We start from the raw sequence: 16,781 nt of genomic DNA on the forward strand, positions 1-16,781 counted from the left end.
AATGCATTATCCGGCTTTATCTTAAACAATAGCCAGGATATCTGATTCACGCATGATTAAGTAATCCTCGCCTTCGATAGGAAGCTCCTGACCAGAGTATTTACCGTACAGAACAGTATCGCCAACTTTCACAGTGATCGGCTCATCTTTTTTACCAGGACCGGCAGCCACTACAGTGCCTCTTACGGGTTTTTCTTTTGCAGTATCGGGGATAATGATACCACCAGCTGTTTTCTCTTCTGCCGCTGCAGGTTTCACAATTACCCTGTCAGCTAAAGGTTTAATACTTAATTGTTTAGCCATAGTAGTTTTTATTTAAAAAAGATGTTTAATTTTTTATGTCCTTCCCGTCCACGAGAATTGTGCCAAGGCGGATTTCGGGTCAAATTTACAGGTTAGCACTACCGGGACTGGCGCAGTTACTGACAAATCATGACAGGTTACCCGAAAAAATGACAGTATTTCTTACGCCAAGCCGCCAAAAAGCAAAGGAGCAAAGTAAATAAGCCATATAGCCAGCCTTTTTCATTGGTATCAAAGACCTATAAAATTCCTTTACTGCTTACCTGCTGAGCACCTTTACGGGCAAAATTCCCCCGGATGTCAAATATGAATTTTTTTCTCTAATTTTGCGCCCTTATACCAGTTCTTTTTTATACGATGATCAGTAGAAGAAACATCCGGGTAAAGGTGATGCAAACACTTTATGCCCTGGAAACGATGGAGCAAAGCAGCATTAAGCCAGGTACGGCAACCAGACTTTTGAATGAGAAGCTGGACCAAACCTGCCAGATCTTTACCTACATACTTAATTCAGTAGTACAGGTAGCGCAATATGCAGAAATTGATGCGGCTGCCCGTGCCTCCAAACACTTACCCTCTGCCGAGGACCTGCAGGTAAATACCAAAATAGCAGGAAATGAGTTTATTTTCCAGATAATCAATGATAAGGGTTTCCAGGTGAACCTGGAACAGTGGAAGATGAAGCTGCATACGGATGACGATCTTCTCAGAAAGTTATATAACCAGTTAGTGACTACCGATACCTACAAGGCTTACATCGCTGATAACAGCCGCACTAAAGCCGGTGAAAAGGAAATACTGGAGTTCATTTATAAAGAAATACTGGCAAAAAGTGAATTATTTGCCCAGCATATGGAAGACACCTTCCTCCACTGGAGTGATGATGAGGAAATGATGGGGATTCTGATCAATAACTATTTCAACAAGCCTCATCTCTTTAATTTCCTCCAACTGATCAGTAAAGAGAAACTGGATTATGCGCGGGAGTTGCTGCTGACGGTAATCGATAAAAAAGAATACTGCCTGGAGCTGATCAAGCCTAAACTGCAAAACTGGGATTCTGAGCGTATTGCCGCAGTAGATATGTTGCTGATGGAAATGGGCGTATGTGAATTTCTCTATTTCCCGACTATTCCTACCAAGGTTACTATCAATGAATACATTGACCTGGCAAAAGCATACAGCACACCGCAAAGTGGCCAGTTTATCAACGGTATTCTTGATAACATCCTGAAAGACCTGGAAAAAGAGCAGCTAGTGCAGAAACAGGACCGTCCCAAAAAGTAAGTGGGAAAAGTTATTTTTACCTAAAAATAGCAATACCATGAAAAGACTGTTCTGTTTACTCGCCTGTGGAAGCCTGCTGATAGCGGCTTGCAACAACAGCGCAAAAAACAATGCCAGCGCGACCGGAACCGCTGGTAGTGCGCAAAAAAACGAGGCTGGTCAATCCGCTGCCTTGTCTTTTGAAGAAAAGGTGCACAACTTCGGAGAGATTGTACAAGGTGAAAAAGTAGAGTATTCCTTTAAATTCACGAATACAGGCACCAGCCCATTGCTCATTGAGGATGCTATTTCCAGCTGCGGATGCACCGTACCGGAATGGCCCAAAGAACCGATCAAACCAGGCCAGTCGGGCTATATGAAAGTTATTTTCGACAGTCATGGTAAATCTGGTTATACAGAGAAAGAAATCTCTGTTAAAATCAATAATAATGATGGCTATGTGCTAGGTCCTAAAATTCAGTGTAATATTATTACCAAATAGACCAGATTAAACTATTAAATCAATTATAGATGAACATCCTGAACATTTCTTTAATGGCACCTCAGGCAGGAGCCCAAGGTGGAGGTAGCTCCATGATTTCGTTCCTGTTTTTTGGTGGTATGATTCTCGTTATGTGGCTCTTCATGATTCGCCCACAGACTAAGAAAGCTAAACTGCAGAAACAATTTATCGATAATCTGAAGGAAGGAGATAAAATCGTTACTATTGCCGGTATACACGGTAAAGTGAAGAAAATTAACGATAACAATACCGTATTAATGGAAGTTAGTCCAGGAACCAGTTTCGTTATCGAACGTTCTGCCATCAGCATGGAATATACTTCAGCCCAGCAAAAAGCGGCTGATACCAAATAAGACATTACGGATTTATCCATATGAATTACGGAGTTGCCAGTAGATAGTGATATCTACCCGCAACTCCGTAATTCATATGGGGTAATTCCTATTTTTATTTAAATTGGGGCATGTTAAAAATAGGCATCACCGGCGGCATCGGCTCCGGGAAAAGTACCGTTAGTAGAATATTTGAACTATTAGGCATTCCTGTTTATTATGCCGATGAAAGAGCAAAAGATATCCTGACCAGGGACCCCGAGCTGATAGCAGCCGTGAAAGCCCATTTTGGAGCGGAAGTATACGATGAAAATGGCGTATTAAACCGGAAATACCTGGGTAATATCGTATTTAACGACAAACGCCAGCTGTCGCTGCTCAACTCCCTGGTTCACCCCGCTACTATACGCGATTCCAACCAATGGGCACAGCAACAACAGGCCCCCTATGTACTAAAGGAGGCGGCCTTGCTATTTGAAACAGAATCCTTTCACCACCTCGATAAGATCATCGGTGTTTTTGCCCCTCAGCCACTGCGGATACATCGCGTGATGAAGCGTGATAATGTTACCCGCGATGAAGTACTGGCGCGTATCAACAAGCAAATTGATGAAACCATTAAAATGCGCCTGAGCGACTACGTTATTTATAACGATGAACAACGGATGGTCATTCCCCAGGTATTGGCCCTGCACGAACAGCTGCTGGCGCTGGCTGCCGTCCATTAGCGGTTACCTTGGGTATACCGGTGCTACCCTGCGCCGGCCGTTTCCCTAACTTTGATAAAAATATGGATGAAAGATGAGTAAGGCGAATATATCTCCCATACAACTAACAGCCCAGGCTGCAGCCATTATAAAGGACCTGTTGCAGGGCGCTACCGAAGCCCCTTTCCTGCGCGTAGGCGTAAAAGGAGGCGGTTGTTCCGGTATGGCTTATATGCTGGGATTTGATGCCCGGATGGAAGACGATGACCTCTTCGAAGTAGATGGCATCCCGGTCATTATGAAGAAAGCGCATGGTATGTACCTGATGGGCATGGAAATAGACTATCAGCAAGGCGAAGAAGCTACGGGCTTTGTATTCAGGCAACCCGGCAGCTGATACTACCTTTCATTTTCCTGACACCCATAAAAAAACCTCCCGGATGACCAGGAGGTTTTTATTTATCAAACATTATTTCAGTTATCTCACTTATTTAGTAGCGGGTGTTGCTTTTTGAGCAGTCACTTCTACAGCGTCTGATTCGTTAGCCAGTTGGTTCTTCTTGTCGAAATCAACCAGTACCGGAGCAGCCACGAAGATGGAAGAGTAAGTACCGGTGATCACACCAATCAGCATAGCGAAGGCGAAACCACGGGTTACTTCACCACCGAAGATAAACAATATCAGGATGGTCAGGAACACGGTCAGCGAGGTCATAATGGTACGGCTCAGGGTATCGTTGATCGCCTTGTTGATCACTACATCCCTGTTACGGCCATGGCTACCGGTTCTGAAGTATTCACGGATACGGTCAAACACGATCACGGTATCGTTCATGGAGAAACCAATTACTGTGAGGATCGCCGCAATGAAGTGCTGGTCGATTTCCAGGGTGAATGGTACAAAAGAGCGGCACCAGGAGAATACTGCCAGTGTAACCAGTACGTCGTGCAGCAGGGAGAAGATAGTACCGATAGAGTACTGCCATTTGCTGAAACGTAACAGGATATACAGGAAGATAACCACGATAGACAGTACCGTTGCTTTTACGGCACCAGCGCGTAAGTCGTCCGAAATGGTAGGCGACACGGTCTGAGATCCTACTACATAACGGTTGTTGAACACATCCTGTGTAACGGTGTTATCGTAGAATTTCTTCAGGCCATTGTATAATTTATCTGCTACTTCCTTATCTACAGCGAGATTTTGCTGTTCGATCTTATAAGAGGTAGTGATACTTAACTGGTTAGTGCTACCGATGGTTTTAACGAATACTTCAGATTCGAATTCCTTTTTCAGTACGTCTGCCACTTCCTGTCTGTTCATCGGGTGTTCGAAACGAACCGTGTAGCTACGGCCACCGGAGAAATCGATACCGTGGTCGAAGCCGTGGAAGAAGGAAGAAACACCAGCTACCATTACCACAGCGGAAATGATATAAGCATATTTACGTTTGCCTACGAAGTCGAAAGCAGCGTGTTTAAATACTTTACGGGAAATCGGAGTAAAGTATTCGAAGTGTCTTTTCTTCTTCATCCAGAAGTCGGTTACCATACGGGATACCAGGATACCGCAGAACAGGGACAGGAACAGACCAATGATCTGGGTGGTGGCGAAGCCCAGTACCGGACCTAAACCGAAGTAGAACAGGATGAAGGCGGTGAGCAGGGAGGTAACGTGACCATCGAGTACCGGTGCATAGGAACGTTTGTAACCATCTGCCACAGCATCGTGGTAGGACTTACCATGGGTAAGTTCATCCTTGATTCTTTCGAAGATGATTACGTTGGTATCCACCGCCATACCGATGGTGAGTACCATACCGGCAATACCGGCCATTGTTAACGTAGCGCCCATAGAAGCCAGGATACCGAAGGTAAACAGCAGGTTGAGCACCAGCGCGATATTAGCTACCCAGCCGGCAGAGTTATAATACACCAGCATGAGTACGAAAATGATTCCAAAGGAGATCATGAAAGACTTAGCACCAGCGGCAATAGATTCAGCACCGAGGGTAGGTCCTACCACCTGTTCCTGTACGATTTGTGCAGGAGCCGGCATTTTACCGGATTTCAGGATGTTGGCCAGGTCATTCGCTTCTTCAATGGTAAAGCTACCACTGATGGAGGAGCGGCCACCTGCGATTTCACCCTGGATAGACGGAGCGGAATAAACGATATTATCCAGTACTACGGCTACATAGTTGAGGGTGGCTGGATCTTTAGGATTGCTAGGAGCCAGTTCGCCGGTCAGCTTTTTCCATTCATGGGCACCTACGTTGTCCATGGTCATGCTGATTTCCGGTTGGTTGTTCTGGTCCATATCCTGGCGGGCATCCACGATTCTTTCACCACCTACACGGGGAGCAGGATTGGCGGGGTTTACCTTCAGTACATAAACCGCGATTGGGCCGTGCTTATCTTCTTTATTTTCAGGACCGTATGCAAATACCGCATCTTTAGGCAGTACTGCTTGTACAGCAGGCATTTGCAGGTAACGGTTAAAGGTAGCAGTGTCTTTAGGTAAGATTCTTCCGATAGATGGACCCGGATAAACGGAACCGGTTTGCATATCTACGTTCGGGAACAATACCATGAACAGCGGGTTTTGTTTCTGCTGTTCTTTGATTTGCAGTTCTTTGCTGGCATTCTTACTGGTGTCGGTTTTAGACAGGTAAGAATTCAGGCTTCCGCTGGTATCGGCCTTTTCGTTGGCGGCAGTAGCAGCAGGTGTTTTTGCAGTAGTGTCTGTGCTGGCAGCTGCTGCAGGTGTATGTGCGCTGAGGGTATTTTTGATGGCCTCATTCATAGGAGTCAGCACATTCTGGATAAACTCCGGATTGTTTTTGTAAACTTCCCTGAACTCGAGGTTGGCAGTAGCCTGCAGGTATTTGTGAACGCGGGCGGCGTTATCCACACCAGCCAGTTCCACGGAAATCAGGCCTTTATTCTCGTCCAGGCTGATGTTTGGTTGTGCTACCCCAAATTTATCAATACGTTTTTGCAGTACGATATAGGTATTTTTGATAGCTACCCGTGATTCCTTCCGGATCATGTCCAGCACCTGCTGATTGGAGGAGTTGAAGTTGATATCCTTTTGGTAGGCGTTGGCAAAGATGGTAGCCAGTTTACCCTGAGGTGCTACTTCGGCGTATGCTTGTCCGAACAGCGTAACAAAATCGGCCTGGTTAGACTTTTTCAGTTCATTAGCCCTTTCCAGCGCTTTGTTAAATGCGGCGTCCTTGGATTGACCGGATAAAGCGCGGATCACATCTTCCACGTTTACTTCCAGTACCACGTTCATACCACCCACGAGATCCAGACCCAGATTCAGTTCTTTCTCTTTAGCCTTGGTGTAGTTGACATTCCATGGGAAACCTGCAATCTTCGTGCTGCTGGTACTGTCCAAAATCTCTTGTCTCCTCTGTTTAATAAACCCTTTCAGTGTATCTGAGTAGAAACTCTGCAGTTCCTGACTGCCAGGATATTTCTTTTCAGGTGTAGGGTATTGTTTGGCCACATCGTTTTCGGCCTGCTGCTCTATCTTCTTCTCATAGTTCCGCACTAAAAACGTGAAGGACAATTGGTACAAAGAGATAAGGATCAGTGCGATGGCAAAAAATCTTACCAGTCCTTTAAGTTGCATACTGTTTGTTTCGGGTTTATAAAAAAAAATTTTAAGAGTTGCAAAGATAGAATTTAAATCGATATATTAAAGCCCTTGTTAAAAGACGCGCAAAATCAGTATGCGCCTGCGTTTGCTGGCTAATTGGCATACTTTTTTGTAAATCTGCAGATCCTGGTTTGTGGTCTTTTAATATTATTCCGTTGCTTTACAATCAATAACAACGACAAATATATGCAAACGCCACATTATCCGACAACAGATAATTTTCTGGAAGCTTTGCTGAAAAGTCAAAAAAAGCGGCTGGGCGAGGTTTTTAGCGATCCTGCGCGGTACCGTTTACAGGTAATTTTTACCCGGATAGACAGGGATCCGGCCCAGGTGCCGCATTTTACGGAATACCGGTACGGGGTTTCCCCGGATACCTACTTCTACCCTGCTTCCACGGTTAAGTTACCCGCCGCCGCCCTGGCCCTGGAAAAGCTCCGCGATCTACAGGTACCGGGCCTGGACCGGACCACGCCTATGTTTACCGAGCCGCTGCCCGACATCAATACGGGGGTGGATAACGATCCTTCTGCGGCCGCTGGCGTACCTTCTGTGGGGCATTATATTAAAAAAATCTTTCTTACCAGCGACAACGACGCCTTCAACCGGCTATATGAACTGATAGGGCAGGAAACCTTTAACCGGCGCCTATGGGAAATGGGATACAACCAGGCACAGATCCGGCACCGGGTGGGCCTACCCCTCTTTGAAGAAGCCAACAGGCATACCAATGCCGTTTTGTTCCGGGTGGGCAACCAGGTATTTTACCGGCAGGCAGCCCAGCATAGCTCCCTGGCATTTTCGGCCAGGGAAGATTTTGCCGGCACCAGTCACTACAACCACCTCGATCAACTGGAACCCTATCCCATGAACTTCTCACACCGTAATAAACTTCCCCTCGCCGACCTGCATCATATCCTGCGCAGCATAATTTTTCCGGAGGCTGTAACAAAACGACAACGTTTCCGTTTAACTAGCAAAGATTATAGTTTTTTGTATCGGTGTATGTCGCAATGCCCGGAGGAATCAACGGATCCACGCTACAACCCAAAGCAATACCACCAGGCATATACCCGGTTTTTGCTTTTTGGAGGAAGCCGGCACTCCCGGATACCGGCTAACATCCGGATCTTTAACAAACCCGGTTGGGCATACGGATTTTTAACTGATACTGCCTATATTGTGGATTTTGCCAATAACACAGAGTTCTTGTTGTCCGCCAGCATCTTTGTTAATACAACAGGTATCCTGGGAGATGATCAACAAGCTTTTGAAAAAACGGGTAAACCCTTTCTCCGTACGCTGGGAGAAGTTATTTATGAAGCGGAAAAAGCGCGGCCCAAAGCTGTATTGCCCGATCTTTCCCGTTTCCGGTTTGTAAACGATGAAAAAATATCTGACTAATAACACAACTTTAAAAACTGAGCGCAAAATGCTAACCAAGAAAAATCGCGTATGGGCCGTTGTTGCCCTGTTGACCGGAGTAGCCGGATTTTCGTCCTGTCTGAAAAGTAATAATAACTACACACCGCCCAGACCACGGGCGCAGATTAACATATTGAACGCTTCAAACAGCCCTGTTTTTGCCAACTTCTATGACAATGATCAGAAAGTCAGCGACAATAACGTTACTTTTGGTTCTTACTATCAGTACTCAGTGTATGGTGGTCTTCATAAATTTGAGTTGAAAAACAAAAATGGGGATAGCGTCATTACCAGTCTCTCTGCCAATTACGACTCTTCCGCGTTTTATACCTACATTGCCCTGGGTAACCCGGTAAAATCCGTAAGTATTGTTTCTGATTTTACTTCTGCAGATGGCAGTAAAATTAACATTCGTTGCCTGAATCTTTCGAGTGGTGCTGACAAGGTCGATTTCTATATTGGCAATGAAAAAATAGATAGTAACAGAAATCCTATGGCACTGAGTGATCTCTACGCCGCCACGAAATTTGTACAGTTCAGTAATTTCAGTTCCGGTGGCAGTGTTTCTGTTAAAAAAGCTGGTACAAATGTAGAACTGGCCAGTGCTAGCGGTAGTACGTTGAGAGTAGGTTCATTCAATACTGGTAACGTATACACTATTTACTATTTAGGTAACTCAGCCAATCCTACAGGATTAGACAAACCACTGGTAAATGCTATGTTCAGCTTCTATAATCAATAAAATATTTTAAGTTCCAACAAACGCAGAACGGGCCGTGATTACGGCCCGTTCTGCGTTTGTATGGCAGCCCAGCATGATCTTTCCATGTATTATCTACTTTTTTTCAGTAGGTTTGTTGTGGTACAATGTTAAGATATGAATCAATTAGCAGACAGGCTGTCACGGATTTCCGAGCCTCAGACAATTAAAATGGCTAAACTCAGCCGTGAGTTGAAAGCCCAGGGTATAGACATCGTAGACCTCAGCATCGGAGAACCGGACTTTGATACGCCGGCGCATATCCGGGAAGCCGCCAAGAAGGCGATTGATGAAGGATTTACCCACTATACCCCGGTGGCAGGCATCGCGGAATTAAAGCAGGCAGTTGTTCATAAATTTAAGAGAGATAACGGTCTTGACTACACGCCAGAACAGATTGTGGTATCCACGGGCGCCAAGCAATGCCTGGCCAATGCCGTGCTGAGTATCGTAAACCCGGGTGATGAGGTGATTATCCCCACTCCGTACTGGGTTACCTATTCCGAACAGGTGAGCCTGTGCCAGGGAGAAGTAGTGTTTGTACCCTGCAGCATTGAAAACAATTACAAAATTACGCCCGCGCAGCTCGAGGCAGCCATTACGCCTAAAACCAGGCTGTTTATGTTCTCCTCCCCCTGCAATCCCACCGGTTCGGTGTACTCCAAGGCGGAGCTGGAAGGACTGGCAGCGGTATTTGCCAAACACCCGCAAATCTTTATCATTTCCGACGAAATATATGAATACATCAATTATGTAGGCAAGCATGAAAGCATTGCCCAGTTTGGCGATCTGATTAACCGCACCATTATCATCAATGGGTTGAGTAAAGGATTTGCCATGACAGGCTGGCGTTTGGGCTTTATGGCCGCACCGCTGGATATTGCCAAAGCATGTGATAAAATTCAGAGCCAATTTACTTCCGCTACCTGCTCTATTACCCAGCGGGCCGCAGTAACTGCCCTCACCGGCGATCTTAGCACCGCGGAAGCGATGGTGGCAGAATTTAAAAAACGCCGCGCCTTTATACATGAGGCACTGAAAAGCATTCCCGGATTAAAAGTAAATGATCCCGAAGGTGCATTTTATATGTTTCCCGATGTAAGTGCGTTCTTTAATAAATCGTTCGAGGATTCACATATCAAAGGTGCTGACGATCTTTGTATGTACCTGCTGCATAAGGCCAATGTTTCTGCCGTTACCGGCGTGGCTTTCCAGCAACCTAACTGCATCCGCCTCTCTTATGCTACCAGCATGGATAAACTTGAAAAAGGGGTGGAAAGAATGAAAACCTGGCTGGCCAAACTGGCGTAAGAAAAATAACTACTATTTTATGATAATCCTGGTGTGCTTCTTTTCAACCGGAAAGGAAACCGCATCAGGATTATCTTTTGTAAATTAATGAGTTGGGGTACCAATATATAAATATATTATATATATTTGTTCTTATAACGTGTAACGATGGAGTTGAATAATATACTATACATAGCTATAGCTGCCGGAGCAATAGCCATTGTATATCCGACCATAAAAGACCTTTTCAAGAAGAACAAGCCTGCCGGTGCGGCCGCTGACGAAAAGCAGCCCCCGGTGAATGCCGCTGTGCTACCATTGCAACTGCAGGCTTACGAGCGGATGGCATTATATGTAGACCGGATTACGCCGCAGAGCCTGATCGGGCGCATTTATAACCCGGGGCTCAGTGCTGTAGACATGCAGATAGCCATGGTACAGAATATCAAAGCCGAATACGAGCATAACATTACCCAACAGATTTATGTATCGGCGATGACCTGGGAAGCAGTAAAAACATTGAAAGAACAAACGATCTCCGTTATTAACCAGGTAGCGGTGCAATTGCCACAGGATGCGCCGGCCATTGAGTTAAATAAACAAATACTGGAGGTATTTATGCAGGCAGGCGAATCTCCTGCCGAACTCACTTCCCAGATTATCAATGCAGAAGCCAAGAAAGTAATGAGATAACGGTCATTTTGCGTTAATTACTTCATTCAGCAGATAGCCTTTCCCGTTAAATAATATATACAGCGGCTTTCCCTGGTACCAGGGGATGCCGGCCTGTTTTGCATGTACCTGTATATGCAGGTGAGGCTCTGTGCTGAAGCCCGAATTGCCCACACAACCCAATGCGGTTCCCTGTCTCACATATTGTCCCTCGGTTACGCATACACTTCCCATCTTGAGGTGGCCCATGAAAACATAATAACCGGGGGTTTCCAGTAATACCTGGTTGGTATTTTTTGGGCCCCTGTTCATATTGGGTGGAATATTATCTGGGTTATTGCTCTCCGCCCGCAGTACCAGCCCATCACAGGGTGCGTATACTGTATCGCCAAAAATACCATAGTCGTCGAGCTGCCGGGAAAAGATCTTCCTGGCGCGCCCACCCTGTGGATTCAGTTTTACGATATCCATGGCATAGATAGCGCCACGGAGACTAAAATGAAATACATTGGTAGGCAGGCCTTTGCCACCCTGCAGTACAAAGTATTTACCTGGCTTGAAAGGAAACGACAGCTCCACCGTTTGAGGGTGGCCGGTAGTACCGGTAAAGTAACCGATATCGAGTAAAACAAACAGCCCGGTAAACAACAGGTTGCTATAGTGCTTCCACCGTGATAGCGGCCGGGCCGAATGATCATGCTTCCGCAATGTATAGGCAGCTATACATAATAATAGCAGGACGCCAAAAACGTATTTGGCATAAATAGAAAGATATACCCAGGTACCAAATAAATAGAGAAATAAGCCCATGGAAAGGCCCAGCAGCAGGTAGCTGAAAGTACCGCGCAGCGGCCGGTTACCGGCTTTCCAAACGAGGAATAAACTAAATAAAGCCAGGGCAAGGGTAATACCTAATAAACAATAAATGATCATAATGGCCAGCCAAACTTTCACACAAATTATCAATATTTTTCTCAGCGGCGAAGTACCATAATAATTATGTAACATTGCAACGCTAGTTATAGACACCATGGAAAAAACCATTCAAACCGATTCGGGGATCGTCATCGCGCCGCTGTATACACAGCCGGTAGCGATGGAAGAACAACCCGGCAGCTTTCCTTTTACCCGGGGTATACATGCCAGTATGTACCGCGATAAGTTATGGACCATGCGGCAGTATGCAGGTTTCAGCACGGCGGAAGAATCCAATAAGCGTTATCATTACCTGCTGAGCCAGGGCGTAATGGGACTGAGCGTAGCCTTCGACCTGCCTACCCAGATAGGATATGATTCGGATCATCCAATGGCAGAGGGAGAGGTAGGAAAGGTAGGTGTGGCCATAGATTCGCTGGAGGATATGGAGATATTGTTTAAAGGTATTTCCCTGGAACAGATCTCCACCTCGATGACTATCAACGCCACCGGGTTTATACTGCTGGCGTTTTACATTGCCCTTGCCAAAAAGCAGGGCGCCGATCTGAAGAAAATTTCCGGCACCATACAAAATGATATCCTGAAAGAATATGCAGCAAGAGGCACATTCATTTATCCTCCCCAGCCTTCTATGCGGCTGATTACGGATATCTTTGCCTGGTGCAGCAGAGAAGTGCCTAAATGGAATACCATCTCCATTTCCGGTTATCATATCCGCGAAGCCGGCGCTAATGCGGTACAGGAGCTGGCCTTCACACTGGCTAACGGGAAAGCCTATCTTAAAGCAGCACAGGAAAAAGGACTGGACATTAATGTTTTTGCCAAACGGCTCTCCTTTTTCTTTAACGCGCACAACCACCTGTTTGAAGAGGTAGCCAAATTCAGGGCAGCCCGCCGCATGTGGGCACATATCACCCGGGAACTGGGTGCTACCGATCCCAAGGCACAAATGCTGCGCTTCCATACACAAACCGGGGGCAGCACACTCACCGCTCAGCAGCCACAGAATAATATTGTGAGAGTAGCCGTTCAAACCCTGGCTGCCACGCTGGGAGGCACCCAATCGCTGCATACCAACGGCTACGATGAGGCGTTGTCGTTACCCACGGAAGAAGCCGCCCGTATTGCGCTCCGTACCCAACAGATCGTTGGCTACGAAAGTGGCGTGGCCGATACGGTAGACCCGCTGGCCGGTTCCTATTATGTAGAAGCGCTCACCAACGAAGTTGAAGGCAAAGCCTGGGAGCTCATTCATAAAATTGATGCCATGGGAGGCGCTGTCAGCGCCATAGAACAAGGTTTTATCCAGGATGAAATAGCCCGCAGCGCTTATAAATATCAACAGGAAATTGAGAATAATGAGAAAATAATCATCGGGGTTAATAAATTTACAGCGGCTGATCATGTGGCACCGGAAGTATTCCGTATCGACGATAGTATCCGCGTCATACAATCAGCACGCCTGCAATCACTGCGGGAACGGCGGGATAATGCAGCGGTACAAAATGCCCTGCAACGTATACGCCAGGCCGCCGGTACCAGCGAAAACCTGATGCCGCTGGTAGTGGAAGCCGTAGAACACCTTTGTACACTGGGTGAAATATCAGATGTACTGAGAGAAGTATGGGGAGAGTATAAATAATTATATCAGCGTATTCAACATTCAAATGAGTTTAATCTATCACAACAACTGTCCGCTTTGTGGTTCTTCACAGATACACGAAGCGCTTACTGCCAAAGACTACACTGTATCCAACGAAACCTTTAACATCTTCCATTGCGGAGGCTGTGGCGGCCGTTTCACGCAAAACGTGCCGGATGACACCAACATTGGCCGCTATTACCAATCGCAGGAATATATTTCTCATTCCGAAACCAAACAGGGACTTATTAACCGGCTGTATCACAGTGTCAGGAAAATTACCCTGCGCTCCAAACAAAACTGGGTACGCAATGCCGCCGGCATCAAAATCGGCACCCTGCTGGATATAGGCAGCGGCACCGGCGCTTTTCTCCATTATATGCAACAGGGTGGCTGGACAGTCACCGGCCTGGAACCCGATGAAAATGCCCGCCGTAATGCAAAAGATATCTACAATATCACCGCGCTACCCATTGAATCATTATACACTTTACCAGCGGGACAATACGATGCCATTACCATGTGGCATGTGCTGGAACATGTACACGAACTGCATCGATACCTCGATCATATCCGTACCCTGCTGAAGCCCGGCGGATCCTTACTGATAGCCGTTCCCAACTATACTTCCATTGACGCAGATTATTACAAAGCCTACTGGGCGGCCTACGACGTACCCCGCCATCTGTATCATTTTTCTCCTGCTTCGATGGAAAGTTTATTGGCACAACACCAGATCAGGTTGGTAAAGAAACACCCCATGGTGTTTGATGGTTTTTATGTAAGCCTGCTGAGTGAAAAATATAAAACCGGTAAAAGCCGCCTGTTCCAGGGTTTCTTCCACGGTTTCCGCTCCTACCGGAAAGGGTTGAAAACAGTAGATCGCTGCAGCTCTATTGTATACGAGTGTAAATTATAACCGTGAACATATACTAAATAGCAAGGGGGAGAAATATAATTTCTCCCCCTTGCTATTTTAACCGGTCACTGTTTATTAAATAATTTTCATTTCCTGTATTAACCGGGTACATCCTGCATATTTATCAATCACAAATAATACATAGCGGATATCCACCATGATATTGCGACAGATAGAAGGATCGAAGTTGATATCGCTCATGGTACCTTCCCAGGTACGGTCAAAATTGAGTCCGACCAGGTGTCCGTATGCATCCAGCGCGGGACTGCCGGAGTTGCCGCCGGTGGTATGATTAGACGCAATGAAACAAACCGGCATGCGGCCGTTTACGCCATAGCGTCCGTAATCTTTCTTTTTATACAATTCAATGAGGCGTGCAGGTACATCAAATTCGTAGTCGCCCGGAATGTACTTTTCCATTACCCCATCGAGGTACGTATAAAAGTCATAGTGTACGGCATCGCGGGGGTTGTAGCCATCCACCTTGCCATAGGTAACACGCAGGGTGCTGTTGGCATCGGGATAAAAATTCTTCTTGCTGCCCATCACGTCCATTTGTGCCTGCATATAAGTACGCTGCAGGTTATTAATGTTGGCCTGGATATCGGCCAGCGGTTTGCTCACATTATCCACAAAGCCTTTACGGGTAGCCATTACCAGGCGGGTGGCCGGGTCGGACCACATTTGGGCGATCACGGTGTTATAGGGCTGCTGTATAAAGGCTTTTAATTTTTCGGGAGAAGTGAGGCTAGTAGCTGCATACAGCTTATCCGCCAATGCGCGGCCGTCTTTATTATTTTCCTGCCAGATACGGGCAAAGTCATTGCCGGCGTATTGTGCCGGTACGCCTTTCGCGTACAGGTCGATGAGGCTGGCACAAACATCATGGTCCACGCTGGCGTTGTAGTTCTGGTAAAAAGACTGCATCGATTCCAGGAATTGCTGGCGCATGCTTTCATACTGCCCTTCTCCCCTTTCGTGTACGTCGTTCAGGAAATTGATCAGGCGGTCGCCTACCGTAAATATTTCCACATTTTTTACCAGCTCGCTATAGTAGTCGCGCGTTTGTGCATAAGGCTGAATCTGGCGGTAGTATTCGTTCAGCGAGTCGAGTACGCCGTTGTAGGATTGCTTCCATTTGGGATTCGTTTCCATCATCCGGCGGTAGGTATCTTCATACTGCAGCTTTTTTGCAATCCCTTTGGTTTGCTTTACGCCCTGCATTTCTCCCATCCATTTCTTCCAGTAGTTAGCGGTACCGGCATATTTGGCAGCATACTGGATTTTGATCTGTTCGTCTTTGCGCATATATCCGTCCATGATTTTGAGGGCGGCATCGCGCATTTGCACTTTAGCGGCATCCAGCACGTCCACGGTTTGTTTAACGCCTTCCGAAGGAAGATATTCCGTAGTACGGCCAGGAAAACCCAGCACCATGGTAAAGTCATTTTGTTTCAGTCCCTTCAGGGAAATGGTGAGGGCATATTTCGGCTTTAAAGGCACATTATCCTTTGAATAAGGAGCCGGGCGACCATCTTTACCGGCATAGATGCGAAACATCGAAAAATCGCCTGTATGACGTGGCCATACCCAGTTGTCGGTATCGGAACCAAACTTCCCGATCGCAGAGGGTGGAGCTCCTACCAATCTTACATCGCGGTAGGTTTCGGTCACAAACAGGAAATACTGGTTGCCTTCGTAAAAAGGCTTTACCATTACCTCCTGCCAGCTTTCGCGGCGGGCGGATTGTTTAATGTCGTTTAAACGTTTATCTATGGCTGACTGGCGATCTCTTTCGCTCATTCCGGGCTTTACATCCTGGAGGGCGGCTTTGGTAACATCGTCGATACGTACAATGAAGGTGGCAAACAAACCGGGATTAGGTAGCTCTTCTACCGCTGACTTAGCCCAGAAACCATTTTCCAGGAAATTATTCTGGAGGGAAGAGTGTTTTTGAATAGCATCATAACCGCAGTGGTGATTGGTAAGCAGGAGTCCCTGTTCTGAAATCACTTCTGCCGTACAAAATCCGCCAAAGCTGACAATGGCATCTTTCAGGCTGCCTTTGTTGATATTATAAATATCTGCGGCCGTAATTTTCATTCCCATTCCTTTCATCTCCTTTTCATTAAGGCCGGAGAGCAGCTGCGGCAGCCACATCCCTTCTGTAGCATAGGTGTATTTTGTGAGTACGAGGAGTACTAACAACAACACCGGTTTCACGATTCGTTGCAACATATCTGATATTCTTTTTATAAAAGAGGCAATTTACTATAATTCGGGGAGGCCGGAAAAGATAACCCGATGTTTCCCGTATTCATCGATATAAACCTGCT

15 protein-coding genes are annotated in these 16,781 nt (G+C 46.3%); 11 read left to right on the forward strand and 4 right to left on the reverse strand.

The window, feature by feature from the left end; translation table 11 throughout:
* Positions 1 to 21: 21 nt before the first annotated feature.
* Entirely contained in the window at positions 22 to 303 is a 282-nt protein-coding gene (groES, locus tag HGH91_RS21895; protein ID WP_079473337.1) for a co-chaperone GroES, read from the reverse strand.
* A gap of 357 nt (positions 304 to 660) precedes the next feature.
* Between groES and nusB the strand changes: the two genes are divergently transcribed.
* From nusB to HGH91_RS21920, 5 genes are all read left to right on the forward strand, one after another.
* Positions 661 to 1,590 (forward strand): transcription antitermination factor NusB, encoded by a 930-nt coding sequence (nusB, locus tag HGH91_RS21900; protein ID WP_168740927.1) that lies wholly within the window; start codon positions 661 to 663, stop codon positions 1,588 to 1,590.
* A gap of 37 nt (positions 1,591 to 1,627) precedes the next feature.
* Positions 1,628 to 2,071, forward strand: coding sequence for a DUF1573 domain-containing protein (locus HGH91_RS21905; RefSeq protein ID WP_145674869.1), 444 nt, complete (start codon positions 1,628 to 1,630; stop codon positions 2,069 to 2,071).
* A gap of 29 nt (positions 2,072 to 2,100) precedes the next feature.
* On the forward strand, positions 2,101 to 2,445 hold the full coding sequence (yajC, locus tag HGH91_RS21910; RefSeq protein WP_246121254.1) for a preprotein translocase subunit YajC: 345 nt from the start codon (positions 2,101 to 2,103) through the stop codon (positions 2,443 to 2,445).
* Between the two features lie 110 nt (positions 2,446 to 2,555).
* Positions 2,556 to 3,152, forward strand: coding sequence for a dephospho-CoA kinase (coaE, locus tag HGH91_RS21915; RefSeq protein ID WP_168740928.1), 597 nt, complete (start codon positions 2,556 to 2,558; stop codon positions 3,150 to 3,152).
* 73 nt (positions 3,153 to 3,225) lie between these two features.
* Positions 3,226 to 3,528: a HesB/IscA family protein gene (locus HGH91_RS21920; RefSeq protein ID WP_168740929.1), complete on the forward strand. Its 303-nt coding sequence runs from the start codon at positions 3,226 to 3,228 to the stop codon at positions 3,526 to 3,528.
* 90 nt (positions 3,529 to 3,618) lie between these two features.
* Here HGH91_RS21920 and secDF read toward each other — a convergent pair whose 3' ends face one another.
* On the reverse strand, positions 3,619 to 6,774 hold the full coding sequence (gene secDF, locus HGH91_RS21925) for a protein translocase subunit SecDF (protein WP_168740930.1): 3,156 nt from the start codon (positions 6,772 to 6,774) through the stop codon (positions 3,619 to 3,621).
* A 213-nt stretch (positions 6,775 to 6,987) separates the two neighbouring features.
* On the opposite strand from secDF, the gene HGH91_RS21930 reads away from it, so the two are divergent.
* The 4 genes from HGH91_RS21930 to HGH91_RS21945 all read left to right on the forward strand — a co-directional run bounded on the left by HGH91_RS21930 (position 6,988) and on the right by HGH91_RS21945 (position 10,969).
* Positions 6,988 to 8,205, forward strand: a complete 1,218-nt coding sequence (locus tag HGH91_RS21930; RefSeq protein ID WP_168740931.1) for a serine hydrolase — start codon at positions 6,988 to 6,990, stop codon at positions 8,203 to 8,205.
* Between the two features lie 28 nt (positions 8,206 to 8,233).
* Entirely contained in the window at positions 8,234 to 8,968 is a 735-nt protein-coding gene (locus HGH91_RS21935; RefSeq protein ID WP_168740932.1) for a DUF4397 domain-containing protein, read from the forward strand.
* A gap of 135 nt (positions 8,969 to 9,103) precedes the next feature.
* Positions 9,104 to 10,297 (forward strand): pyridoxal phosphate-dependent aminotransferase, encoded by a 1,194-nt coding sequence (locus HGH91_RS21940; RefSeq protein WP_145674855.1) that lies wholly within the window; start codon positions 9,104 to 9,106, stop codon positions 10,295 to 10,297.
* 147 nt (positions 10,298 to 10,444) lie between these two features.
* Positions 10,445 to 10,969: a hypothetical protein gene (locus HGH91_RS21945; RefSeq protein WP_168740933.1), complete on the forward strand. Its 525-nt coding sequence runs from the start codon at positions 10,445 to 10,447 to the stop codon at positions 10,967 to 10,969.
* 3 nt (positions 10,970 to 10,972) lie between these two features.
* On the opposite strand, the gene HGH91_RS21950 is transcribed toward HGH91_RS21945, so the two are convergent.
* Entirely contained in the window at positions 10,973 to 11,956 is a 984-nt protein-coding gene (locus HGH91_RS21950) for a M23 family metallopeptidase (protein ID WP_168740934.1), read from the reverse strand.
* A 22-nt stretch (positions 11,957 to 11,978) separates the two neighbouring features.
* Here HGH91_RS21950 and HGH91_RS21955 point away from each other — a divergent pair, with 22 nt between their 5' ends.
* Together HGH91_RS21955 and HGH91_RS21960 are read left to right on the forward strand one after the other, a co-directional pair.
* Positions 11,979 to 13,526 carry a methylmalonyl-CoA mutase gene (locus HGH91_RS21955; protein WP_168740935.1) on the forward strand — a complete coding sequence of 516 codons (1,548 nt, stop codon included), beginning with the start codon at positions 11,979 to 11,981 and terminating at the stop codon, positions 13,524 to 13,526.
* 25 nt (positions 13,527 to 13,551) lie between these two features.
* Positions 13,552 to 14,445: a class I SAM-dependent methyltransferase gene (locus HGH91_RS21960; RefSeq protein ID WP_168740936.1), complete on the forward strand. Its 894-nt coding sequence runs from the start codon at positions 13,552 to 13,554 to the stop codon at positions 14,443 to 14,445.
* 75 nt (positions 14,446 to 14,520) lie between these two features.
* Here HGH91_RS21960 and HGH91_RS21965 read toward each other — a convergent pair whose 3' ends face one another.
* The gene (locus HGH91_RS21965) at positions 14,521 to 16,683 is read right to left on the reverse strand and encodes a S46 family peptidase (protein WP_211092385.1); all 2,163 of its coding nucleotides are present in this window, start codon (positions 16,681 to 16,683) and stop codon (positions 14,521 to 14,523) included.
* Positions 16,684 to 16,781: the final 98 nt, after the last annotated feature.

This window comes from Chitinophaga eiseniae, assembly GCF_012641265.1.
GTDB classification, from domain to species: Bacteria; Bacteroidota; Bacteroidia; order Chitinophagales; family Chitinophagaceae; genus Chitinophaga; species Chitinophaga eiseniae_A.